At 69.9% G+C, this 22,503-nt stretch carries 17 protein-coding genes; 12 read left to right on the forward strand and 5 right to left on the reverse strand.

Going from position 1 to position 22,503, the window contains the following annotated elements; translation table 11 throughout:
• Positions 1-48: 48 nt before the first annotated feature.
• Entirely contained in the window at positions 49-777 is a 729-nt protein-coding gene (locus P0592_RS05245) for a creatininase family protein (protein WP_276273223.1), read from the forward strand.
• Here P0592_RS05245 and P0592_RS05250 read toward each other — a convergent pair whose 3' ends face one another.
• Complete coding sequence (locus P0592_RS05250; RefSeq protein ID WP_276273224.1) at positions 778-1,197, reverse strand: GlcG/HbpS family heme-binding protein; 420 nt, start codon at positions 1,195-1,197, stop codon at positions 778-780.
• A 215-nt stretch (positions 1,198-1,412) separates the two neighbouring features.
• Between P0592_RS05250 and P0592_RS05255 the strand changes: the two genes are divergently transcribed.
• The 5 genes from P0592_RS05255 to P0592_RS05275 all read left to right on the forward strand — a co-directional run bounded on the left by P0592_RS05255 (position 1,413) and on the right by P0592_RS05275 (position 10,698).
• Positions 1,413-4,028 (forward strand): GcvT family protein, encoded by a 2,616-nt coding sequence (locus P0592_RS05255; protein WP_276273225.1) that lies wholly within the window; start codon positions 1,413-1,415, stop codon positions 4,026-4,028.
• Between the two features lie 180 nt (positions 4,029-4,208).
• Positions 4,209-6,761: a GcvT family protein gene (locus P0592_RS05260; RefSeq protein WP_276273226.1), complete on the forward strand. Its 2,553-nt coding sequence runs from the start codon at positions 4,209-4,211 to the stop codon at positions 6,759-6,761.
• A gap of 44 nt (positions 6,762-6,805) precedes the next feature.
• Positions 6,806-8,056: a threonine ammonia-lyase gene (gene ilvA, locus P0592_RS05265; RefSeq protein ID WP_276273227.1), complete on the forward strand. Its 1,251-nt coding sequence runs from the start codon at positions 6,806-6,808 to the stop codon at positions 8,054-8,056.
• Between the two features lie 82 nt (positions 8,057-8,138).
• The gene (locus tag P0592_RS05270; protein WP_276273911.1) at positions 8,139-8,582 is read left to right on the forward strand and encodes a universal stress protein; all 444 of its coding nucleotides are present in this window, start codon (positions 8,139-8,141) and stop codon (positions 8,580-8,582) included.
• A gap of 346 nt (positions 8,583-8,928) precedes the next feature.
• Positions 8,929-10,698 (forward strand): BCCT family transporter, encoded by a 1,770-nt coding sequence (locus tag P0592_RS05275; RefSeq protein WP_276273228.1) that lies wholly within the window; start codon positions 8,929-8,931, stop codon positions 10,696-10,698.
• Positions 10,699-10,760: 62 nt separating this feature from the next.
• Here P0592_RS05275 and P0592_RS05280 read toward each other — a convergent pair whose 3' ends face one another.
• A complete protein-coding gene (locus P0592_RS05280; RefSeq protein WP_276273229.1) occupies positions 10,761-11,366 on the reverse strand; it encodes a hypothetical protein in 606 nt (201 codons plus the stop codon).
• Between the two features lie 160 nt (positions 11,367-11,526).
• Here P0592_RS05280 and P0592_RS05285 point away from each other — a divergent pair, with 160 nt between their 5' ends.
• The 6 genes from P0592_RS05285 to P0592_RS05310 all read left to right on the forward strand — a co-directional run bounded on the left by P0592_RS05285 (position 11,527) and on the right by P0592_RS05310 (position 17,450).
• Complete coding sequence (locus tag P0592_RS05285; RefSeq protein ID WP_276273230.1) at positions 11,527-11,892, forward strand: hypothetical protein; 366 nt, start codon at positions 11,527-11,529, stop codon at positions 11,890-11,892.
• Positions 11,893-11,936: 44 nt separating this feature from the next.
• Entirely contained in the window at positions 11,937-12,107 is a 171-nt protein-coding gene (locus P0592_RS05290; protein WP_276273231.1) for a hypothetical protein, read from the forward strand.
• Between the two features lie 331 nt (positions 12,108-12,438).
• On the forward strand, positions 12,439-14,973 hold the full coding sequence (locus P0592_RS05295; protein WP_276273232.1) for a GcvT family protein: 2,535 nt from the start codon (positions 12,439-12,441) through the stop codon (positions 14,971-14,973).
• Positions 14,974-15,025: 52 nt separating this feature from the next.
• Positions 15,026-15,796: an electron transfer flavoprotein subunit beta/FixA family protein gene (locus P0592_RS05300; protein ID WP_276273233.1), complete on the forward strand. Its 771-nt coding sequence runs from the start codon at positions 15,026-15,028 to the stop codon at positions 15,794-15,796.
• A gap of 2 nt (positions 15,797-15,798) precedes the next feature.
• A complete protein-coding gene (locus P0592_RS05305; RefSeq protein WP_276273234.1) occupies positions 15,799-16,767 on the forward strand; it encodes an electron transfer flavoprotein subunit alpha/FixB family protein in 969 nt (322 codons plus the stop codon).
• Positions 16,768-16,847: 80 nt separating this feature from the next.
• Positions 16,848-17,450 carry a cyclodeaminase/cyclohydrolase family protein gene (locus P0592_RS05310; protein WP_276273235.1) on the forward strand — a complete coding sequence of 201 codons (603 nt, stop codon included), beginning with the start codon at positions 16,848-16,850 and terminating at the stop codon, positions 17,448-17,450.
• On the opposite strand, the gene P0592_RS05315 is transcribed toward P0592_RS05310, so the two are convergent.
• The 3 genes from P0592_RS05315 to folP form a co-directional block, all read right to left on the reverse strand.
• Positions 17,447-19,609 (reverse strand): (Fe-S)-binding protein, encoded by a 2,163-nt coding sequence (locus P0592_RS05315; RefSeq protein WP_276273236.1) that lies wholly within the window; start codon positions 19,607-19,609, stop codon positions 17,447-17,449. The genes P0592_RS05310 and P0592_RS05315 overlap by 4 nt on opposite strands.
• Before the next feature lie 190 nt (positions 19,610-19,799).
• Positions 19,800-20,021: a hypothetical protein gene (locus P0592_RS05320; protein WP_276273237.1), complete on the reverse strand. Its 222-nt coding sequence runs from the start codon at positions 20,019-20,021 to the stop codon at positions 19,800-19,802.
• Positions 20,022-20,060: 39 nt separating this feature from the next.
• The gene (gene folP, locus P0592_RS05325; protein ID WP_276273238.1) at positions 20,061-22,448 is read right to left on the reverse strand and encodes a dihydropteroate synthase; all 2,388 of its coding nucleotides are present in this window, start codon (positions 22,446-22,448) and stop codon (positions 20,061-20,063) included.
• Positions 22,449-22,503 lie beyond the last annotated feature (55 nt).

Raw genomic sequence — 22,503 nt, forward strand, 5'->3', positions numbered from 1 at the left:
GCGGGAGCCACGGCGGGATTTATCCGGGTCGGCGGCGACCCACCCGGTATGCGCGTCTCGTCGTCGACGTGGACGGAACTGGACGAGGTCGACACAGACCTCGCCCTGCTCCCGGTCGGGAGCACGGAACAGCACGGTCCCCACGCACCGCTGGGGACGGACACGCTGAACGCCGAGGCGGTCGCCGACGCGGCCGCCGAGCGCCACGACGACCCCGTGGTGGTTGCCCCCGCGGTCCCGGTCGCCGTCGCCGAGGAACACCGCCGCTTCACGGGGACCCTGTGGACCGACGAGTCGACGTTCCGGGACTACGTCAGGGACGTCGTCGGCAGCCTCGCGAGCCACGGCTGGGACCGGGTGGTCCTCGTCAACGGCCACGGCGGGAACGTCCCCGCACTAAGGGAGGTGGCGGGCACGATCGTCCGGCACGACGACGCCTACGCCGTCCCGTTCACCTGGTTCGACGAGGTCGACGCCGAGGTGTCGATGGGCCACGGCGGCCCGCTGGAGACGTCGCTCCTGCAACACGCCAACCCCGACACGGTCCGCGAGGACCGCCTCGACGAGGCGGCCGCGGGCGGCAGCGACCGCTGGGGCGACTGGCAGGGCCGGGTGAACCTCGCGTTCGACTCCCACGAGTTCACCGAGAACGGCGTCGTCGGCGACCCCCGCGAGGGGAGCGCCGACCTCGGCGAGGAGCTGCTCGACCAGGCGGCGGCCGCCCTCGTTGACCTGCTCGACGCGGTCGCCGAGCGCGACCCCGGGCCGCGGGCGTAGCTACTCGGTCAGTTCCTGCCAGCGGGCCACGCCGGCCTCCGCGACCTCGCGGTCCTGTTCGACCGCGCCGCCGGAGACCCCGATGGTCCCGACGATCTCGCCGTCGCGCTCGAGCGGGTAGCCCCCGCCGAAGATGACGATGCGCCCCTCGTCGGTCGTCTGGAGGCCGTACAGCGAGTTCCCCGGCTCCGAGGGCTCGGCGAGTTCGTGGGTCGGCGTCTCCAGCGCGGCGGCGGTGTAGGCCTTGTTCCGCGAGATGCTGACCGACGCCAGCCACGCACCGTCCATCCGGTGCTGGGCGACGAGGTTCCCCTCGCTGTTGGCGACGGCGATCACCATCGGGTTGTCTATCTCCTCTGCCTTCGACTCTGCGGCCTCGACGAGTTCGACTGCGGTGTCGAGTTCGATGGACTGAACCATACGGTGGCCGAGTCGAGCGGTCGGATGAAATGTCTTTGTACCAGTACGTGTCGGATACTCTCCGACGGGGGTGAGCGCCCGCCGACCGAGGGGATTTCACAGCGCTATCGCTGTTAATTTCGTCCCTCTATCTGACAGCCAGCGGAACAGTTGTGAACGGGCGTGGGGGCAGGCGATAACTATATTTGCGCGCCACGGGCAGTTCGAGTCAGATTATGGAGACAACCGACAGCGTGCCGAGCGAGGCCGGGACGGTCATCGTCGGCGCAGGCATCGTCGGCTGCAACCTCGCCTACCAGCTGACACAGCTGGGCCGCGAGGACGTGGTGGTCGTCGACCAGGGACCGATGCCGACGACCGGGGGGTCTTCGACCCACGCGCCGGGCATCATGTTCCAGACGGCAGAGCCGAAAGAGCTCAGCCAGTTCGCCGACTACAGCCGGAAGCTCTACTCCCAGCTCGAGGGTGCCGACGGCCAGCAGGCGTACAACGAGGTCGGCGGCATCGAGGTCGCCCGCAGCGAGGAGCGGATGGCGTTCCTCCAGCGGCGGGTCGAACACGCGGAGGCGTGGGGCATCGAGGACCCCCAGATCCTCTCGCCCGAGGAGGTCACCGACCACCTCCCGCTGGTCGACGAGAGCCAGATCCTGGGCGGCTACTACTCGCCGACCGACGGCCAGGTCTCCGGGGTCGTCGCCTGCGACGCGCTGGCCCGGGAGGCGATGGACCGCGGCGCGCAGTTCGTCCCGCACACGCGCACGGAGGACATCGAGACCGAGGGCGACTCCGTGCAGGCCGTCGTCACCGAGAACGGCACCATCGACTGCGACGAGGTAGTCGTGGCGACGAACATCTGGGCCCGCCAGCTGGGCGAGAAGGTGGACGTCCACCTCCCCGTGACCCCGGTCGAACACCAGTACACGATGACCGAGTCACTCGAAGAGCTGGAAGAGAGCGCGGTCGACATCACCGACCACCCGCTCTTCGAGAACTACGAGAACGTCTCCGGCGAGAAGGCCAAGCGGCTGCTGGTCGGTCCGGACCGCCCGATCCTCCGGGACCAGGACAACGCGATGTACTACCGGACCCACGGGGACTCCTACGGGATCGGTTCGTACAACCACGAGCCGATCGTCCCCGACCCGCAGGAGCTCGGCGGCAACGACCCCGACGGCGAGCAGGGGTCGGTCCACGAGTTCACCGAGCAGCACATGGAGAACGCGACTCACCCGGACCGGCCCCACAAGGCCCCGCGGCGGGCCAGCGACGAGCTCCTCCCCGCGACGGAGGGCGCGGAGCTGGAACACAAGTACAACGGGATGTTCGCCGAGTCGCCCAACGGCCTGCCCGTGATGGGTCCCGTGCGTGACCTGGAGGGGCTGTGGACGGCGGCGGCCATCTGGGTCACCCACGCCGGCGGCGCGATGAAGGCGATGGCCGAGTGGATGGAGAACGGCGTCCCGCGGCTCGAGGACGGCCCCATCGACGTCTCCCACTGCAACGTCAACCGCTTCGACGAGCACGAGGGCTCCTGGGACTTCGCCCGTGACATCGGGGCCGAGGAGTACCGGATCGTCTACAACATCATGCACCCGAAGTGGGTGTGGGAGGACGAGCAGCGGGACATCCGGCGGACGCCGATGTACCACACCCACCAGGAGTGGGACGCGGAACTGTGGGCCGAGGCCGGCTGGGAGGAGCCCCAGTGGTTCGAGGCCAACGCCGACCTCGTCGAGGAGTACGAAGATCAGATCCCCGACCGCGACGGCTGGGAGGGGGTCTACTGGTCGCCCATCGAGGGCGCGGAGGCGCTGCACGTCCGGAACAAGGTCGGCCTCCACGACATGACCTCCTTCAACAAGATGGAGGTCGTCGGCGCGGAGGCCGGCGCGTTCGTCCAGCGGCTCTGTACGAACGACATAGACTTAGACGTCGGCGACGTGCGCTACACGTTGATGTGCAACGAGGGCGGCGGCGTCCGGGCCGACATCACCGTCACGCGGACCGACGAGGACCGCTACCTCCTGCTGACGACCGGCCGCGAGGTCGGGAACAACCACGTCGCGTGGGTCCGCCACCAGTCCCCGGAGGGCGTCGTCGTCAACGACGTGACCTCCAGCCTGGCGGCAATGGTCTGTACCGGCCCCGACGCCCGGAACGTCCTCTCGAAGGTGACCGACGTGGACCTCTCGGACGACGCCTTCCCGTTCTTCACGAGCCAGCAGTTCTTCGTGAAGAACGTGCCCGTGACGGCGTTGCGGGTCTCCTACGCCGGCGAACTCGGCTGGGAGCTGTACACGCCCTCCGAGTACGGCGAGCGCCTCTGGGAGCACATCCTCGAAGCGGGCGAGGAGTACGACATCCGCCCGTACGGCAACGGCGCGCTGGACTCGCTGCGGATCGAGAAGGGGTTCCGGCTGTGGGGCGTCGACCTCCACACCGAGCACACCCCCTTCGAGGCGGGCCTCGGCTGGGCGGTCGACATGGACACCGACTTCGTCGGGAAGGAGGCCCTGCAGGCCGCTCAGGAGGAGCCGGCGGCCGCCGACGGGGGCACCACGCCGGCCGAGAGCGTCTACACCGACCGACAGGTCGCCTGCCTGACGCTTGACGACACCGACGAGACGATCCTGAACCACCGACCCGTCTACGAACCGGGCGCGGACGAGCCGCTGGGCTACGTCCACAGCGCGGAGTACGGTTACTCGGTCGGGGCCTGCGTGGCCTACACCTACCTCCCCTCGGAGTACGCCGAGCCCGGCACCGACGTCGAGGTGCTGTTCGAGGGCGACCGCTACGCGGCGACGGTCCGCGAGGAACCGCTGCTCTGAGGCACGCGCCCGTCGTATAGCGTTCCTGTCACTCTGAGGTTCCCGCTCGCGGGCGGTCGCGCGCACCGCGCGGTCGTCCCCCAATCCGTCACGAGAGTGCCTGAGACGCCCGTCCAGCCGGTCGACCGGCCGCCCCACCGGTGTATTTAAGATCGTGACAGAAGCACTCCGAACCGAGAAATGAGTACGAGTGACCCACCAGCACGGACGGAGACGGTCGTCATCGGGGCCGGAGCCGTCGGGTGCAGCGTCGCCTACCACCTGACGGAACTCGGGGCCGAGGACGTGACCGTCGTCGACCAGGGACCGTTGCCGGTCACCGGGGGATCGTCGGTACACGCGCCGGGGATCATGTTCCAGACGTCGCCGTCGAAGATCCAGACCAAGACCGCCCACTACACGAGCCGCCTCCTCTCCGACGCCGGGGTCTACGACGAGGTCGGCGGCATCGAACTCGCCCGCAGCGAGGAACGGATGGACTTCCTCCGGCGGCGGGTCGAGTGGGCGACCGCCTACGGGCTGCCCGAGCCCGAACTCCTCTCGCCCGAGGAGGTCACCGACCACCTCCCGATGGTGAACGAGGACGAGATCCTGGGCGGCTACTACTCCCCGACCGACGGCCGCGTCGACGGCATCGGCGCGCTGCAGTGGTACATAGAACAGTCCGCGGCGGACTTCTACGGCGACACGCAGGTCGAGGACATCGAGGTCGAGGACGGCGAGGTCCGGGCCGTCGTCACCGACCGCGGCCGCATCGAGTGCGACCGCTGCGTGATGGCGACGAACAACTGGGGGTACCAGACCGGCCAGCTGGCGGGCCTGGACCTGCCCATCGCGCCCGTCGAGCACCAGTACGTCGTCACCGAACCGATGGAGGAACTCGCGGAGGAGGGCACCTCCGTCGGCGACAACACCACCGGGCTGGACGTGCCCGGCGACCGCGACATCGCGGAGTACATGAGCGAGGGACCGACCCGGCCGGTCGGCCGCGACCAGGACCACTCGCTGTACTTCCGCAACCACGGCGACGCGCTGGGGATGGGGTCGTACAACCACGAGACGCTGTCGGTCGACCCCGAGGCGATGGGGACGAACAGCGAGGAGCGCCAGGCCTCGGTGCGGGGGTTCACCGAGGAACACTGGACCAAGCCGACTCACCGCGGCCGGGACAAGTCCGCCAAGCAGGCGTTCGACGAACTGCTGCCGGCCACCGCGGACCAGGAGTACGCCGTCACCGAGAACGGCATCTTCGTGTTCACGCCCGACGGGATGCCCGCCGTCGGCCCCACCGCGGCGGTCGACGGGCTCTGGAGCGGCCTGGCCATCTGGTGGACCCACTCGGGCGGCTACGGCCGCATCCTCGCGGAGTGGATGGAGAACGGCGTCCCGCGGCTCCCCTCCGGCCCGGTCGACACGGGCGGCATCCACGTCCAGCGGTTCGAGCCCCACGCCGGCGAGAAGGACTTCTTCGTCGACCGCGGGGCCAAGCGCTACGAGCAGGTCTACAGCATCGTCGAGCCCCGCTGGCAGCCCGACGACCACCGGAACCTCCGGACGAGTCCGTTCTACCACCACCAGCAGGAGCTGGGCGCGGAGTTCTACCAGAGCGGCGGCTGGGAGTCCCCGCAGTACTACGAGTACAACGCGGACCTCGTCGAGGAGTACGAGGACCAGATCCCCGAGCAGGACGGCTGGCAGGGGATCAACCGCTCGCCCATCGAGGCCGCCGAGCACCTCCACACCCGCGAGAACGTCTCGATGTTCGACATGACGACCTTCGCGTCGATCATGGTGGAGGGATCGGACGCCGAGGCGTTCCTCCAGCGGGTGTGTAGCAACGACGTCGAGATCGACGTCGGCCAGGTGCGGTACTCGCTGCTGTTGAACGAGGGCGGCGGTATCCTCGCCGACGTCACCGTCGTCCGGCTGGACGACGACGAGTACATGGTCACCACCGGGGGCGGCAACAGCCCGCAGATCCACGGCAACTGGCTGAAAGAGCACGCCCCCGAGACCGTCTCCGTGAGCGTCGAGGAGGGCGGCAAGACGACCATCGGCCTGTGGGGACCGAAGTCGCGGCTCCTGCTCCAGCGGTGTACGGACGCCGACATCACGAACGACGGCTTCCCGTACTTCCGTGCGAAACAGCTGTACGTCGGCGAGGTGCCGGTGATCGCGCTGCGGGTCTCCTACGTCGGCGAACTGGGCTGGGAGCTGTGGGCGCCCGTCGAGTACGGCCAGAAGCTCTGGGACACCCTCTGGGAGGCCGGCCAGGACCTCGACGTCCGCCCGATGGGCGGCGGCGCGCTGAGCTCGATGCGCTTGGAGAAGGGGTACCGCCTCTGGGGGACGGACATCGACACGGACTCGAACCCGCTGGAGGCGGGCCTGCCCTTCGCCATCGACATGGACACCGACTTCATCGGGAAGGAGGCGCTCCAGACGGCCAAAGAGGAGGGGGTCGACAACCGCATCACGCCGCTGACGCTGGACGACTCGACGGACATCCTGCTGTCGGGCCGCCCGGTCCTCAAGGACGGGGAGGCCATCGGCTACGTGCAGGCCGCCGACTTCGGCTACACCATCGGCGAGTCCATCGCCTACACGTACGTCCCCGGCGAGTACGCCGAGGCCGGCACGTCCGTGCAGGTCCGGTGCGAGGGCGAGACCTACGACGCGACGATCCGCGACGAACCGCTGTTCGACGCCGGCCGGGACAAGATCATCAGATGAGCCGACCGCGCGGCTGACCCACTCGCGGACACCGACTCAAACCTATGACCACGAGCGAATCAGACGAACTCCCCGTCACGTACGCCGACATCGAGCGCGCCCGCGAGCGACTGGACGACGACAGCGTCGTCAAGAAGACACCCGTCGAGCGGAGTTCGTCGCTGGACGAGTTCGTCGGCGGCGAGGTGTACCTGAAGATGGAGCACCTCCAGTGGACGGGGTCGTTCAAGACCCGCGGGGCGTACAACAAGATCAGCCAGGACGTCGCCGACGGCGTCACGGAGTTCGTCGCGGCCAGCGCCGGCAACCACGCACAGGGGGTCGCGCTCGCGGCCACCGAGTGCGGGGCCGAATCGACCATCTTCATGCCGGAGAACGCGCCCCAGGCGAAGGTCGACGCGACCCGGGGCTACGGCGCGACGGTCGAACTGGTCGGCAAGGACTTCCAGGAGACGATGGCCCGCGCACAGGAGGCCGTCGAGGGCACCGACGCGGCGTTCGTCCACGCCTACGACGACCTCGACATCATCGCCGGCCAGGGGACGCTGGGCACGGAGATGTACCACGACCTGCCCGACGTCGACACGGTGGTCGTCCCCATCGGCGGCGGCGGCCTGATGAGCGGCGTCTCGACGGCGATCAAGCACCTCGCCCCCGAGACCCGCGTCGTCGGCGTCCAGGCAACCGGTGCCGAGACGGTCCACGAGAGCCTCGACAAGGGGATGCCGGTGACGCTTGAGGAGGTCGACACGATCGCCGACGGCATCGCGACCGGCGGCATCTCGGAGACGACGCTGCGGATCATGGAGCGAAACGTCGACGAGGTGGTGACGGTCACGGACACGGAGATCGCCCGCGCCATCCTCCTGCTGATGGAGCGGGCCAAGCAGGTCGTCGAGGGGGCGGGCGCGGCCTCCGTGGCCGCCATCCTCAGCGACGACCTCGACGTCAGCGACGAGACGGTGATGCCGCTGCTCTGTGGCGGGAACCTCGACATGACGCAGCTCCGGGAGGTGCTCATCCACGCGATGACCGAGCGCCAGCAGCTGCTGCAGCTGCGGGTCCGCATCGACGACCACCCCGGCGTGATGGAGGAGATCTCCGGCGTCATCGCCGATCAGGGGGCGAACATCCACGACGTGCGCCACGAGCGCTCCGTCGACGACCTCGACATCGGCGAGGCATACCTCGTCTTCAACGTCGAGACCAGCGGTGCCGAGCACGCACAGGCCATCGTCGAGGCCATCCGGGCGGCGGACTACCCCGTCGACGACGTCGCTCGGACGTCCGGGTAGCACCGCCCGTCCTCCCGCCGTAGCTCCGCGCTGTGGGAAAATTATTTGCCGTCAGTCGTGGAAATCTGTGTGTATCGTCACCATGTACGAGCACATGCTGATTCCCTACGACGGGAGCAAGGAGGCGAAGAAGGGGGCAGAGCACGGAATCGAACTCGCGGCGGAGCTGGGCTCGACGGTCCACGGGCTCTACATCGTCGACCTCCCCGGGACGCCGAGGGCGATGTCCCTCCGGGACGACGAGGAGGAGATGCGCGAGGAGTACCGCGAGTACGGCGAGCGCGAGCTGGACGCGCTGGGGAAGATCGCCGCCGATCACGGCGTCGAGTTCGAGCGACACATGCGCAGCGGGTCGCCGAGCGACCAGATCGTCGACTTCGCCGACGAGGAGGAGATGGACGTGATCGTGATGGGGTCGGCCTACCGTGGGAAGCTGGGGAACCTCCTCGGCGGCACCACCGACCGCGTCGTCCGGTCGTCGACGGTCCCGGTCATCACACAGCGGATGGACGTCAACGACACGTGAGACCGGCCGCGGGAGGGGGAACGGCGACGAAACACGACCTATCGAAAGGCAATCAGGTTCGGCGAGGGCGTCCGGGAGACGCGATTCTCCCGCAACAGAGCCACATTCCCGAGTAAAGTTTAATATAGTCCACTCAAACCTATGGATGAGGTTGTGTAACACGCCCGAGAGGCGAATCACCGACCAGACACACTGACGGGGAGGCTCGTCACGCGGGGGCACAGCACGACGACCGAGACCGGTTCGACCAGACTCGCCGTGTCGGCGAGCGGCGAACCGCGGGCGGAGCGGACAAGACCAATGAAACGTGGAGACTCAGCGCGCTATCGAACGATGGGGGTAACGTATGTCAGACGGTGACGAGACCACCGGCGAGATGTCGGACGGGCTCCAGGTGGAGCTGTTCCACCCGGAGTCCGACAGAGAACCGGGTGACACGAACTGGCAGGGCTACGGGTTCGACGTCCACCCCGTCGTGTTCCCGGTCGCACTGGTGATCATCGCACTGTTCATCGCGGTCACGGTCCTGCTCGGCGACACGGCGTCGCAGGCGTACACGTGGCTGTTCAACACGATCGGCAGCACGTTCGGCTGGTTCTACCTGCTGGCCGTGAACGTCTTCATCGTCGTCTTGCTGTTCTTCGCGTTCAGCAAGTACGGGAAGATCAAGATCGGCGGCGTCGAAGCCGAAAAGGAGTTCAGCGACTTCTCCTGGATGGCGATGCTGTTCAGCGCCGGCATGGGCATCGGTCTGATGTTCTTCAGCGTCACCGAGCCGATGTTCTACTTCAACACCACGCCGAGCTACTTCGGTGCCGAGGCCGGAACCGGGGGCGCGGCCGCGGCCGCGATGGCACAGACGTTCTTCCACTGGGGCTTCCACCCGTGGGCCATCTACGGCCTCGTCGGCCTCGGCCTGGCGTTCTTCTCGTTCAACCGCGGCCTGCCGCTGACCTTCCGGTCGATCTTCTGGCCCCTGCTGGGCGAGCGGATCTACGGCTGGCCGGGCCACATCATCGACCTCGTGACGGTGTTCGCGACCCTGTTCGGGCTGTCGACCTCGCTCGGACTGGGCGTCGCGCAGGTCAACAGCGGTCTCAGCTACGTGTTCGGCAGCGAGATGCTCGGGATCGCAAACGTCCCCACCGGGACGATCCCGCAGGTGTTGCTCATCGCGGGCATCACGCTCATCGCCACCGCCTCCGTCGCCGCGGGGCTTGACGGCGGCGTCAAGCGGCTGAGCACCATCAACCTCTACCTGATGTTCGCGCTGCTCGGGTTCCTCCTGCTCGCGGGCCCGACCGTGTTCATCTTGGGCGCGTGGGTCGAGGGCCTGGGCGCGTACTTCCAGAACATCTTCGGCCTGAGCCTGTTCACCGGTACCCTCGCGCCGGCGGCCAACGGCACGCCGACGGCGTGGACGGTGTTCTACTGGGGTTGGTGGATCGCGTGGTCGCCGTTCGTCGGGATGTTCATCGCACGGATCTCCAAGGGCCGCTCCGTCCGGGAGTTCGTCCTCGGCGTGCTGTTCCTCCCGTCGCTGTTCTCGACCATCTGGCTGGCGACCTTCGGCGGCAGCGCGCTGAACAGCGCGCTGGCCGGCGGCGCGGTCCAGCAGCAGTACACCGAACTGGGGTACGGTGCCTTCGAGACGCTCGGGATGTTCATCACGCTGAACCAGTACCCGCTGGGGGTCGTCTCCGGCCTGCTGGCGACGCTGCTGGTCATCACGTTCTTCGTCACGTCGTCGGACTCGGGGTCGCTGGTCGTCGACCACCTGACCTCGGGCGGCAAGCACGACGTGCCCAAGGCCCAGCGCATCTTCTGGGCGCTCATCGAGGGCCTGGTCGCCTCCATCCTGCTCATCGGCGGCGGCCTGACGGCCCTGCAGACGGCGGCCATCACGACCGGTCTGCCGTTCGCGGTCATCCTGACCCTGATGTGTTACACCGTCTATCTGGGGCTCAGCAACGAGTACCAGATCCTCGAATCGGAGGAGTTCGCGGAGACCATCCAGGACCTCAGCGACCGCGAGGACGTGGACGTCGTCACCTCCGGCGACGAGATGGTGACGGACATCCACGACCGCGACGAGTCCCCGAGCAGTAGCGACTGAGCCGGCGCGGGGACAGCGCCTCCCTTCTCGGTTCGCCGCCCGCGAGCGGCGGGTGTCGCCGGCTACTCTGCCCGCTCGGCCTCGACGGTGCGCTCGGCGTGGAACCACCGCCGGACCGCCCCGCCGAGGCCGAACGCGGCGACCAGGACCCAGACGGCGAGCCCGCCGACCGTCGGCAGGACCAGCCACCCGACGGCGCTGAGGACGGCCCCGACAGCGAGCCCGTAGGTCGGTCGCCGCCGTCCCCGCACGTCGGTGACGAGCGTCCCGACGACGAGGAAGCCGAAGGCGGTCAGCGCGACGACGGCACAGACCAGCAGGAGGGCGAGCAGCTGGCCCAGCCGCGTGTTCGCCACGCCGATACGGCCGAGCTGGCTGAGCCCGTACAGTCCCACCGCCAGCGCGAGGACGTAGCCGAACAGCCCGTACGGGACGGCGCTGTAGGGACGGTCGAGCAGGGCGTCCAGCGCACGATGGACCCGCGGCTCCGCCCGTCGGAGGTACAGTACGCCGAACGCCGCCACGAGCAGGAACGACCCGGCGGCCTTCACCGTGCCCGGGAGGCCGTCGAGCGTGGCCACGTCGACGGGCTGTGCCGCCGCCACGCCCGGGACGACTGCGACGAGGGACAGGGCCGTCGCCGGCCGCCGGACGCCGAGGGATGTCATGGCCCGTCTTTCGCCGGACGCGGGGAAAAGGTGTCGCCGGGCGCGTGTGCCGCGGAGACGGACGCGCGGGTGATTTATACAGACACAACACTTAGCGGCGGTCGTGCCGGGCCGACTCGGACGCCTCGTGGCGAAGCTCAGGTGGGTGGGGGAGAGGCTGGTGGCCCCGCTCAGGCGGGGCGACGGCCCGAACAAGTTCCGGCTGTCGAGCGTGGACACGGCGACCACGACCTACGAGGGGGACACCGGGTGGGCCAAGCGGCCGCCGGCGACGGTCGCGTGCGGCCAGTGCGGGAGCGAGATCTTCCAGCACAGCGCCCGGGACGACCTGGACTGCCCCCGCTGTGTCGCCGAGTACGGCCCAGAGGAGTTCGGCGACCTGGAACTGCTGCACCTGACCTGTCCGGTCTGCCGGAGCCGGATGGCGCAGGGCCAGCGCCACCCCGAGCAGTTCGACATCCCGGAGTGGGCCACCTGCGAGCGGTGCCGCTACCACTGGGAGTTCGAGCACTCCTACGACGGCTGACCCGGGGGACTATTGAGGGAGGGGACCGTTGACGGGGACGACAGATGGCCGACCTGATCCCGACCGCGCTGGCCGTCCTGGCGACTGCCCTCATCGGCACCGCGCTGATCGCGATGACCGTCGGGAACCTCCGGGCCGCCGGCTTCAGCTTCCTGAGTGCCAGCCTGGTGATCTACCTGCGCGAGACGCGGTACGGCGAGCGGCAGGCGGCGTAGACGGCAGCGGACGACGACGTGCCGCGCGTCTGCGAGCCATCGGCGCGGAGACGACCGCCACCACATCTCGCCGAACTGTCATACTGTGTTTTCGGCGACGCGAGCCGCGCTCACGGCCCGCCAGACCGGAGAACGGGGCCCGGAACGGCGGCTCGAACCCCCCGAGTCGGCCCCCGACCGAATAAAAGCCCGAAGAAGATTGGTGTCCATTTCACCCCCGCTGATTCGGACGGTTCACGTGTACGATGCGACGCACACACAGACCGATCAGTGTCCCGCCCGTCGCCCACGGCGGACACGAGCGACAGTATCGAGCGGGGGGACGAAGCCGATGAGCTCGCAGGACCTCCCACAGTCCGCGCAGACGGTCGTCGTCGGTGCCGGGATCGTGGGCAACAGCCTCGCGTACCACCTCGCCAGGCTGGGCCGCGAGGAGATCGTCCTGCTGGACAAGGGGCCGCTGCCCGACCCCGGCGGCTCGACCGGCCACGCCTCGAACTTCCTGATGCCGGTCGAACACTCCAAGGAGATGACCCACCTCACCCGGGACAGCATCGAGCAGTACCGGGACATGGACACCTTCACCGAGAGCGGCGGCATCGAGGTGGCCCGCACCGAGGAGCGGATCGAGGAACTCAAGCGCCGCGTCCAGTCCGCGAAGGCCTGGGGCGAGGAGGCCGAACTGCTCACGCCCGCGGAGGTCGAGGAACTGGTCCCGTACGTGAACACCGACCTCATCGAAGGGGGCTTCTACAGCAAGGGCGCGGGCACGTGTGACCCGCTCCGGGCCGGCGAGGTGATGCGGGCCCGCGCCGAGGAGTACACCGACGGCGGGCTCCACGTCTCGCCCAACACCGAGGTACTGGACCTCCACGTCGAGGACGGCGAGATCCGGGCCGTCGAGACCGACCGGGGCACCGTCCGCGCCGACGAGGTGGTCATCGCGGCCGGGCTCTGGAGCCCGAAGATCGCCGAGCTGGCCGGGGTCGACATCCCGCTGACGCCGGCCGTCCACCAGATGGTCAGCGTGGGGCCGATCTCGTTCTTCGAGGACTACGAGGGCGAGATATCCTTCCCGGTGGTCCGGGACATGGACACGCAGATGTACGAACGCCAGCACGGCAACGACCTCGAGGTGGGGTCCTACCAGCACCGGCCGATCCTCTGGGACGTCGAGGACGTCCCCTCCATCGACGAGGCACCGCTGTCGCCGACGCAGCCGCCGCTGACCGACGACGCCTTCGAGCAGTCGATGCGGGACGCCCTGGAGATGGTGCCGGACCTGCTCGACGACCCCGAGGCGGGGGTCCGCCACGAGATCGACGGCCTGCTCTCCCAGACGCCCGACGGCGCGCCCCTGGTCGGGCCGCTGCAGGACGTCGAGGGGCTCTGGTCGTGTGCGGCCATCTGGATCAAGGAGGCTCCGGCCATCGGCAAGGCGCTGGCCCAGTGGATGACCCGCGGGTGGTCGGACATCGACCTGCACGCGGGCAACGTCAACCGCTTCTACGAGTACGGCACCTCGAAGTCCTTCGTGAAAGACCGCGCCCACGAGGGGTTCCAGAAGATCTACGACATCGTCCACCCCCACGAGCAGTGGCAGTCGGCCCGGGAGCTGCGGACGACTGCGTTCTACGACCGTCAGGACGACCTGGACGCCCGCTTCTTCGAGGCGGCCGGCTGGGAGCGCCCGCAGTGGTACGAGTCCAACGAGGACCTCCTGGAGCGGTACAGCGACGAGCTCGAGGGGCTGGACCGCCCTAACGAGTGGGATTCGCGGTGGTGGTCGCCGATAATCCTCGCCGAGCACCTCCACATGCGGGACGAGGTGGCGATGGTCGGCGACATGGGCTTCAGCATCTTCGACTTCCACGGCTCGGACGCCACCGACTACCTCGAGCGGATGGCGGTCGGACGGATGGACGTCGATATCGGCAAGACCGTCTACACGCCGATCCTCGCGGAGAACGGCGGGTTCGTCTCGGACCTGACCGTCGCGCGACTGGGGCCGGAGCACTACCGGGTCGTCACCGGCGGTGCCGCCGGCGGCTCCGACCGCGCGTGGTTCAAGCGCCACATCCCCGAAGACGGCGACGTGACCCTCGTCGACCGCTCGGAGTCGCTGTGTACCCTCGGCGTGTGGGGCCCGAACGCCCGCGAGGTCGTCCAGTCGGTCACCGAGGAGGACGTCTCCCACGAGGCGTTCGCCCCCTACACCGCACAGGAGATCACCGTCGGCGAGGTCGACGCCTGGGCGATGCGCCTCTCGTACGTCGGCGAACTCGGCTGGGAGATCTACGCCCCGATGGGCCAGGGCCGCAAGCTCTGGGACACCCTCTGGGCGGCCGGCCAGGAGCACGACGTCCGCCCGGTCGGGATGGGCGTCTACGGGACCACCGGCCGGATGGAGAAGGGCTACCGGCTCTACGGGCACGAGCTCGAACTCGACTACGACCCGGCCGAGGCCGGCCTGACGTTCCACGGGGTCAAGGACGCCGACTTCGTCGGCAAGGAGGCCTACGCCGCGGCCGTCGACGGGGAGAACGCGGCCACGCTGTGTACCCTCTCCGTCGACGACCACGCGCCCGACGGCGGCGAGCGCCGCTTCATACTGGGCAACGAGCCGGTCCAGGACCTCGACGGGAACGTCCTCGTCGACGAGGAGGGCCGTCGCTCGTACGTCACGAGCGCCGGCACGGGCCCGAGCGTCGGCAAGCACCTCCTGATGGCGTACCTCCCGCGGGAGTACGCCGAGGAAGGCCGGAGCCTGCAGGTCGAGTACATGGGCCAGCAGTACCCGGTCACCGTCGAGGTGGCCGGCAGCCGGCCGCTGTTCGACCCCGAGAACGAGCGAATCAGACAGTAGCACAGGGACGCAACCACACCCGACCCACCGAGACAAGCGACAGAGTCACGATATGGACACGCTAGCTTGCATCAAGCGCGTGCCGGACACCGGCGCGAAGATCACGCTGACGGAGGACGAACAGGACATCGACACGAGCAACCTCGGGTTCACCATCTCCCCACACGAGGAGTGTGCGATCGAGGCGGCCGTCCAGCAGGTCGAGGACCACGGTGGCACCGCGACCGTGCTGTCGCTGGGTCCCGACGACGCCGCCGAACAGCTCCGGACGGGACTGGCGATGACGGCCGACGAGGCGACGCTGCTGGAGACCGACGGCGAGGAGTGGACGCCGCGGGCGACCGCGAACGCGATCGCCGACGCCGCCCGCGGGGACGACGGAGGTCCGGCGTACGACCTCCTGCTGTTCGGCAACGAGTCGGCCGACGCGGCCAACCACCAGGTCGGCGTCCGCGTCGCGCGGGCGCTTGACGTGCCGTTCCTCGCGGGCGTGACCGGCCTCGACGTCGAGGACGGCACGGCGATCGCGAGACGTGAGGTCGGCGGCGGCACGGAGGTGTACGAACTCGACCTCCCGGCGGCCGTCGCCGTCAAGGAGGGCATCAACGAGCCGCGCTACGCCTCGATGCGCGCCAAGATGCAGGCGCGCAAACAGGAGATCCGGCGGCAGACGCCCGAGCGCGACGGCGGCAGGGGCACCTTCGAGAAGGTCCGGCTGGAGGCCCCCGAGACCGACGACGCCGACGCCGAGGTGCTGGGCGAGGGACCCGAGGCCGTCCCCGACGTGGTCGAACTGCTCCGCGACGACCTGGAGGTGGTCTGACCGTGATACTCGGACTCGTCGAACACGCGGGCGGCGAACCGACCGAAGAGTCGCTGGAGGCCCTCACGCTGGCCCGCGAAGTGGCGGCCGACACGGACGCGTCGCTGGATGCCGTCGTCTTCGGCGTCGAGGGGGCCGCCGCCACCGATCGCCTCGGGGACCACGGCGTCGAGACGGTCCACCACGTCGCCGACCGGCGGCTGGACACGTACGCGCCCGAGGCCCGCGGCGAGGCCGTCGCCCAGCTCGTCGACGCGGTCGACCCGGCGGCCGTCGTCGCGCCCGGGACGACCCGGGGCAACGAGGTGCTGGCCCACGTCGGTGCCGTCCGCGACCTGCCGATGGCCGCCAACTGCACCGACGTCGACGCCGGCGAGGAGTACGAACTGGCCCGGCAGCGCTGGGGCGGGAGCCTCGTCGAGCACGCCCGCCTGGACGCGCCGACCGCGCTCCTGACCGCCGCGGCACACGAGTTCTCCCCGGAGCCGGCCGCCGAACGCGTCGAGCCGTCGGTCCGGGAGTTCGAGCCGTCGCTGGACGACGCGGCCTTCCGGGTCGGCGTCGACCGGGTCGAGGAGTCCGACGTCGAGGGCGTCCCGCTCGGCGAGGCCCGGGTCGTCGTCGGCGGGGGACGCGGCGTCGGCAGCGCCGAGGACTACGACGAGCTGGAGGACCTCGCCGACCTGCTCGGCGGGACCGTCGGGGCGTCCCGTGCCGCCGTCAACGAGGGCTGGCGGCCACACGACGACCAGATCGGCCAGACCGGGACGAAGATCAGCCCGGACCTCTACGTCGCCTGCGGCATCAGCGGGGCCGTCCAGCACATGGTCGGCTGCAAGGGTGCCGACAGCGTGCTGGCGATCAACACCGACCCGGAGGCGGCGATCATGCAGAAGGGCGACTACGCCGTCGTCGGCGACCTCCACGAGGTCGTCCCGGAGCTCAACGAGGCGCTGCGATCGGAGGCCTGAGGCCGTCACGCCCGTCCGGCTCGCGATCGGCGGACGGCATTCGGGGAAACCCCTTATTGTGACGAGCACCAGGGGTCGGTATGTCCGAGGACCGAGTCAGCGTCGCGGACCTGTCGATCGCGGAGTTCCTCGACGCGGTCGCCTCCAGAGCCGTCGCGCCGAGCGCGGGGGCCGTGACGGCCGTCAACGGCGCGGCGGGCGCGGCCCTCTGTGAGATGGTCGCGATCCACACGAGCGAGCCGTCGGCGTCGCTGTCGGACGCCCGAGACGACCTCGCCGACGCCAGGCAGCGCCTGCTGGCGTTGGCCGACGACGACGCGGCGGCCGTCGACCGCGTCCAGACCGCCTTCGAGGCCGAGACGCGGACCGACCACCCGGAGGCGGCCCTGCGCCGCGCCACCGAGGTGCCACTCGCCATCGCCCGGACGTGTTGCGTGGTCGTCGAGGCGGCCGTGCCGGTCGCCGAGGAGGGGACGCGGAACGCCGCCGTCGACACCGTCGTCGGGGCGCGGCTGGCCCGGGCGGCCCTGTCCTCGGCCGCGACCGTCGTCCGGGCGAACCTGGAGCTGCTGTCGGACGAGTCGTTCGTCGCGGACGCGAGAGGGGACCTCGACGCCGCCGAGACGATCGCCGACGAGGCCCTGTCGGACGTCCGGACGGCGACGGGGATCGGGGCCGACTAACCGTCCGCCGACGCCGGAGCGACGGCGTCGCCCCGCTCGTCGGTGACGGCCTCGACGAGCAGTTCGGCCACGTCGACGACCTCGATCTCGTCCTCGTAGCCGCCGGTCTTGCGGCCGTCCTCGTACATGGTCATACACATCGGGCAGGCGACGACGAACTTCTCGACCGCGTCGCCCGCGTCGGTGTCTTCCAGGGCCTCCCGCAGTCGTTCCTCGCTGGGTTTGGGCTCCTCGTCGAAGTCCATCCAGAGGCCGCCCCCGCCGCCGCCACAGCAGAACGAGTCCGCGCGGTTGCGCGGCATCTCGACGAGCTCGCAGCCGGTCGCCCGGACGAGCGCCCGCGGGGCCTCGTACTCGTCGTTGTACCGCCCGAGGTGACAGGGGTCGTGGTAGGTGACCGTGTAGTCGAGCTCGTCGCCCGACAGGCCCAGCCGGTCCTCCTCGACCAGCTCCTCGACGGCCTGCGTCCAGTGGTACACCGGAGCGCCGTCCCAGGAGCCGCCGTCCGGGACCTCGAGCATCGGGTCGTCGGCGAACTTCTCGAAGTCGACTTCCGGGTACTCGTTCCGGAAGGCGTTGTAGGCGTGGGGGTCGGTACAGACGAGCGTCTCGAACTCGCAGTCCTCGAAGGAGTCGATCAGCTCGGCGGCCTGCTGGAGGAAGAGGAACTCCTCGCCGACCCGCCGGACGTCGTTGCCGTCGTAGACCTCGTCCTCGTAGAGGATGCCGTACTCGACGTCGGCGCGCTCGAGCAGCGTCGCCAGCGACCGCGCGACCTGCTTGTTGCGCTCGTCGTAGCTGGGGTAGTCGCCGACGTACCAGAGGTACTCGACCTCGGTCTCGCGGGCGTCGTCGACCCCGAAATCGAGGGGATCGGTCCAGTCGCCCCGGCGGCGCTGGGGGTCGCCGAAGGTGTTGCCGTCCCGCATCACGTTCTGGAACGTGTCCTGGAGGTTCGGGTCGACCTCGCCCTCGTCGACCAGCTGGCGGTTCAGCCGGGTGAACGACTTCAGGTGCTCGACGTCGACGGGACAGGCGTCCATACAGGCCATACAGGCCATACAGGACTCCATCGTCCGGGCGTCGATGACCGAGGTCCCACCGTCGGCGACGATCGGGATCGGCTCGTCGCCGGCGGCCCGCCCCTCGCGGTACTCCTTGAGGTCGAGGACGACGTTCCGGGGGTCCAGCGGCCGACCGGACGCCTTCGCCGGACAGACCGCGGAACAGCGGCCGCACTTCGTGCAGGCGTCCTGGTCGAGCAACTCCTTCCAGGTGAAGTCCTCGACGGACGCGGCGCTGGTCGCCTCCAGGTCCGAGGGGATGCCGGGTAACCGTCGCCCGGCGTCCTCGTCGCGGGCGACGAGGTTGGCAAACGAGGAGAGCATGTGGAACGGCTTGGCGTACGGGATCCAGGCGACGAACCACAGCGCGAGGAGGGCGTGGGACCACCAGACGAACGGGTAGGCCGCCCGCGCGAGTCCGGGGGTCAGGCCGGCCCCCCGCAGGCCGAGTGCCACCCCCCAGCCGACGAAGCTCACCGTCTCGAAGTCGGGGAACCCCTGGCCGAGGATGCGGACGCCCTCGGTGAGGTACCCGCCGACGCCGAGGGCGAACAGCGCCCAGAGGAACAGGTCGTCCTCGCGGCCGGTGTGGCGGTCCCAGAGGCGGTCGGCACGGGCCACGTAGCGCCTGCCGAGCGCGAGGCCGAGCCCGAGGAGGAACACGAGTCCCATCGCGTCGACGACCAGCGAGTACGAGAGGTAGAAGTCGCCGACGAAGAACGAGTCGCCGGTCAGCGGTCGGTAGAGATCTATGTCGATCCCGAGGATGGTCGTCGCGATCAGCAGCGTCAGGAACCCCCAGAACACCATCGCGTGCATCGCCCCGGCGACGGCGTCCCGGTCGAACAGCGGCCGGTTCGTGAGGAGGTCGGCCGCGGCGGCGAGGACCCGCCGCGGCAGCGCGTCGAGCCGGTCGAACTCGTCCGCCCGGCCGTCGGTGTACCGCGCGACTCGCTGGTAGCTCCGCACGAGGAACACGGCGATCGCCAGCGCCGCGAGGTAGTAGAAGACCGCCTTCCCCGTCGGGCCGATGCGCCAGAACGTCGGCCGGGTGACCTCGGCCGACTGCAACGGAATCGTGTGTTGCAGTGTCATAGCTGTCTCTACGGGTCGGTGGACGCAGGTCCGGCTGCCCGGTCACGTCAACACGGTCCGTCAGGTGGCAAAACGACCTACCCTAAGCAGTTCCGTGTTTTAAACCGACGGCGGGGCACGCACCGCGATCCGGGGACCGAGTCGTGGCTCCGCGAGGGCTCCCCGCCGTCGACGAAGCGGCGCGAGTGCCTCAGTAGAACTCCCACTCGTCGTCGTCGCCGCCCCGCCTGACGCCGTCGCCGTCGTCCTCGGGCTCCTCGTCGGGCCACTCGACGCCGCCCCGCAGGCTCTTGTACGCGAAGCTCCCGAGCGCGACGAGCATCAGCAACAGGACGACCGCGCCCGCGCCGACGACGACCTGTGAGAACGCCTCGGTGAGCCCGCCGATCTGGAGCGGGTAGGACACGTGCATACCGGCCCTTGGGTCGCCAGCGGGAAAGCGTTGTCTCGGCTACCGGTCCCGCGTCGCCGCGACGCTCCGGACGACCGCGGCGTTCTCGGCGACGTCGTGGACCCGGACCACGTCCGCGCCGCGCTCGGCGGCCATCGCGGTGACGGCCAGCGTCGGCGGCAGGCGGTCGCCGTCGGGACCCGCGACGTCCGCGAACATCGACTTCCGGGAGTGACCGACCATCACGCCACAGCCCAGGGCCTCGAACTCCCCGAGGCGGTCGACCAGCTCGAACGACTCGGCGGCGTCCTTCCCGAAGCCACAGCCCGGGTCGACGAGGATCTGCTCGCGCCCGACGCCGGCGCGCTGGGCGAGCAGCACCTGCTCGGAGAGCTCCCGGAGCACGTCGTCGACGACGTCGTCGTAGGCCCGCGAGCGACCGGGGTCGACTGGGGCCGACAGGCTGTGCATCAGGACGAGGCCGGCGTCGTGGTCGGCGACGACGAACCGCATCTCCGGGTCCGACAGCCCCGAGACGTCGTTGACGATGTCCGCCCCCGCCGCCAGCGCGGCGTCGGCGACGGCGGCCTTGCGGGTGTCGACCGAGACCGGGACGTCGAGGTCGGCGATCGCCTCGATCACGGGGACGACGCGGTCGATCTCCTCGGCGACGGAGACGGGGTCGGCCCCCGGCCGCGTGCTCTCGCCGCCCACGTCGATCACGTCGGCCCCCGCCGCGACCATCGCCTCGGCGCGCTCGACGGCGGCCGCGAGCTCGTCGTACTCCCCGCCGTCGTGGAAGCTGTCGGGGGTGACGTTCAGGATGCCCATCACGGCCGTCCCGTCGGTTTCGAGCGGGTCCGGCGGGCCGTCGAGGGTCCGCCGGACCCGGCCCGCGACGTGGGAGAGCCCGTGGCCGTCCGTCTCGACGGCGTCGGCCAGCGCCGAGAGCTGGCGCTCGGTGCCACAGAGCACCGTCGCGACGAACTTCCCGGGCGCGCCGGTCGCCGACCGGTGGCAGTCGCCGCCGGCCTCGTCGAGCCGCCGGGCGACCCGCTCGGCCTGCTCGGGGCGCAGGTAGCCCGCCAGGACGCGGTGGTCGACGTCCGCGGCGGTCGCCTCGGGGAACGAGGCGGCGGCGAGAGCGCCGTGGTCGCTGGCTGGGCGGCCTGTCCCCTTCGGGATCAGGAGCCTGGTCCAGCGGTCGCGGGCCTCGGCGACGGCGTACAGCGACCCGGTGACGAGCACGAAGTCGTCCGGGTCGGCCCCAGAGAGCGCCCGCTCGGTGGCCTCGGGGACCGACGGGACGCGCTCGATCTCGGCCGCGTTACCTTCGAAGGCGGCGGCGAGCGTCGCGGGGTCCTCGGCGCGGTCCAGCCCCGGTCTGGCGACGAACGCCGTCTCGACCGGCGGGAGCGCCTCGACCATCCGCTCGTGGTCCTTGTCCGACATCGCGCCGAAGACGACCCGGAGGCCGTCGTAGTCGAACCGGTCCAGCGTGGCCGCGAGCGTCGTCATCGCGCCGGGGTTGTGCGACCCGTCCAGCACCGTCGTCGGGTCGGTGTCGATGATCTCGAACCGGCCCGGGAGCGTGGCCTGCCGGAGCCCCGCCGCGACGTCCCGCGTGTCGACGTCGGCGACCTGGCGGGCCAGCGTCGCGGCGACGCCGGCGTTGGTCGCCTGGTGCTGACCCAGCAGCTGGAGGTTCGTCTCCAGCGCCCAGTCCGGGCCGGTGATCGACACCTCGCTCTCGACGTCGCTGTGCATCCCGTTCTCGACGGCGATCACGTCGGCGTCGCTCGGTCCGACCGTCACCACGTCGGTCTCCTCGCGGACGGCGGCCAGCGCGTCCCCGGTGGTCCCGGTGACGAGCGGCGCGTCCGTCGGCGCGACCTGTGCCTTGTCGCGGGCGATCTCCTCGACCGTGTCCCCCAGCAGGTCGGTGTGTTCGAGGCTGACGCTGGTGACGGCGCTCGCGACCGGGTCGACGGCGCTGGTCGCGTCGTAGCGGCCGCCGATGCCCACCTCCAGGACGGCCACGTCGACGTCCTCGCGTCCGAAGTGGTCGATCGCCAGCGCCGTCAGGACCTCGAAGTGGGTCGGGGTGTCGTCCTCGGCCGCGAGGCGGTCCAGGCAGGGGTCGATGCGCTCGACGAAGTCGACGACGCGGGCCTTCGGAACCGAGGTCCCGTTGACCCGGACCTGTTCGCGGAAGTCGGTGAGTCCCGGCGAGGTGAACACGCCCACGTCGAGGCCGGCGGCCCGGAGCGCGTGTTCCAGCATCCGCGAGGTGCTGCCCTTCCCGTTGGACCCAGCCACCTGGACGCAGTCGACGCCGGCCTGCGGGTCCCCGAGGTGCGCGAGCATCCGCGCCGTGGTCTCGGTCCCGAGCTTGGGCCGACGCCGCTGTAGGGACTCCAGGTAGTCGGCGGCCTCGTGGTACTGCATAGCACATATCGTCGGCGCGCACCTGATTAAGCTATCGCCGGGCGACGAGCCTGCG

Origin of the sequence: Haloarcula litorea, assembly GCF_029338195.1 — an archaeon.
In the GTDB taxonomy this organism is placed as follows: domain Archaea; phylum Halobacteriota; class Halobacteria; order Halobacteriales; family Haloarculaceae; genus Haloarcula; species Haloarcula litorea.

Excerpts from the sequence above, each read along its gene's own strand:
- P0592_RS05245 (WP_276273223.1), top strand. The coding sequence starts at position 49 with ATGCGCGTCTCGTCGTCGACGTGGACGGAACTGGACGAGGTCGACACA.
- P0592_RS05250 (WP_276273224.1), bottom strand. The coding sequence starts at position 1,197 with ATGGTTCAGTCCATCGAACTCGACACCGCAGTCGAACTCGTCGAGGCC.
- P0592_RS05255 (WP_276273225.1), top strand. The coding sequence starts at position 1,413 with ATGGAGACAACCGACAGCGTGCCGAGCGAGGCCGGGACGGTCATCGTC.
- P0592_RS05260 (WP_276273226.1), top strand. The coding sequence starts at position 4,209 with ATGAGTACGAGTGACCCACCAGCACGGACGGAGACGGTCGTCATCGGG.
- ilvA (WP_276273227.1), top strand. The coding sequence starts at position 6,806 with ATGACCACGAGCGAATCAGACGAACTCCCCGTCACGTACGCCGACATC.
- P0592_RS05270 (WP_276273911.1), top strand. The coding sequence starts at position 8,139 with ATGTACGAGCACATGCTGATTCCCTACGACGGGAGCAAGGAGGCGAAG.
- P0592_RS05275 (WP_276273228.1), top strand. The coding sequence starts at position 8,929 with ATGTCAGACGGTGACGAGACCACCGGCGAGATGTCGGACGGGCTCCAG.
- P0592_RS05280 (WP_276273229.1), bottom strand. The coding sequence starts at position 11,366 with ATGACATCCCTCGGCGTCCGGCGGCCGGCGACGGCCCTGTCCCTCGTC.
- P0592_RS05290 (WP_276273231.1), top strand. The coding sequence starts at position 11,937 with ATGGCCGACCTGATCCCGACCGCGCTGGCCGTCCTGGCGACTGCCCTC.
- P0592_RS05295 (WP_276273232.1), top strand. The coding sequence starts at position 12,439 with ATGAGCTCGCAGGACCTCCCACAGTCCGCGCAGACGGTCGTCGTCGGT.
- P0592_RS05300 (WP_276273233.1), top strand. The coding sequence starts at position 15,026 with ATGGACACGCTAGCTTGCATCAAGCGCGTGCCGGACACCGGCGCGAAG.
- P0592_RS05310 (WP_276273235.1), top strand. The coding sequence starts at position 16,848 with ATGTCCGAGGACCGAGTCAGCGTCGCGGACCTGTCGATCGCGGAGTTC.
- P0592_RS05315 (WP_276273236.1), bottom strand. The coding sequence starts at position 19,609 with ATGACACTGCAACACACGATTCCGTTGCAGTCGGCCGAGGTCACCCGG.
- P0592_RS05320 (WP_276273237.1), bottom strand. The coding sequence starts at position 20,021 with ATGCACGTGTCCTACCCGCTCCAGATCGGCGGGCTCACCGAGGCGTTC.
- folP (WP_276273238.1), bottom strand. The coding sequence starts at position 22,448 with ATGCAGTACCACGAGGCCGCCGACTACCTGGAGTCCCTACAGCGGCGT.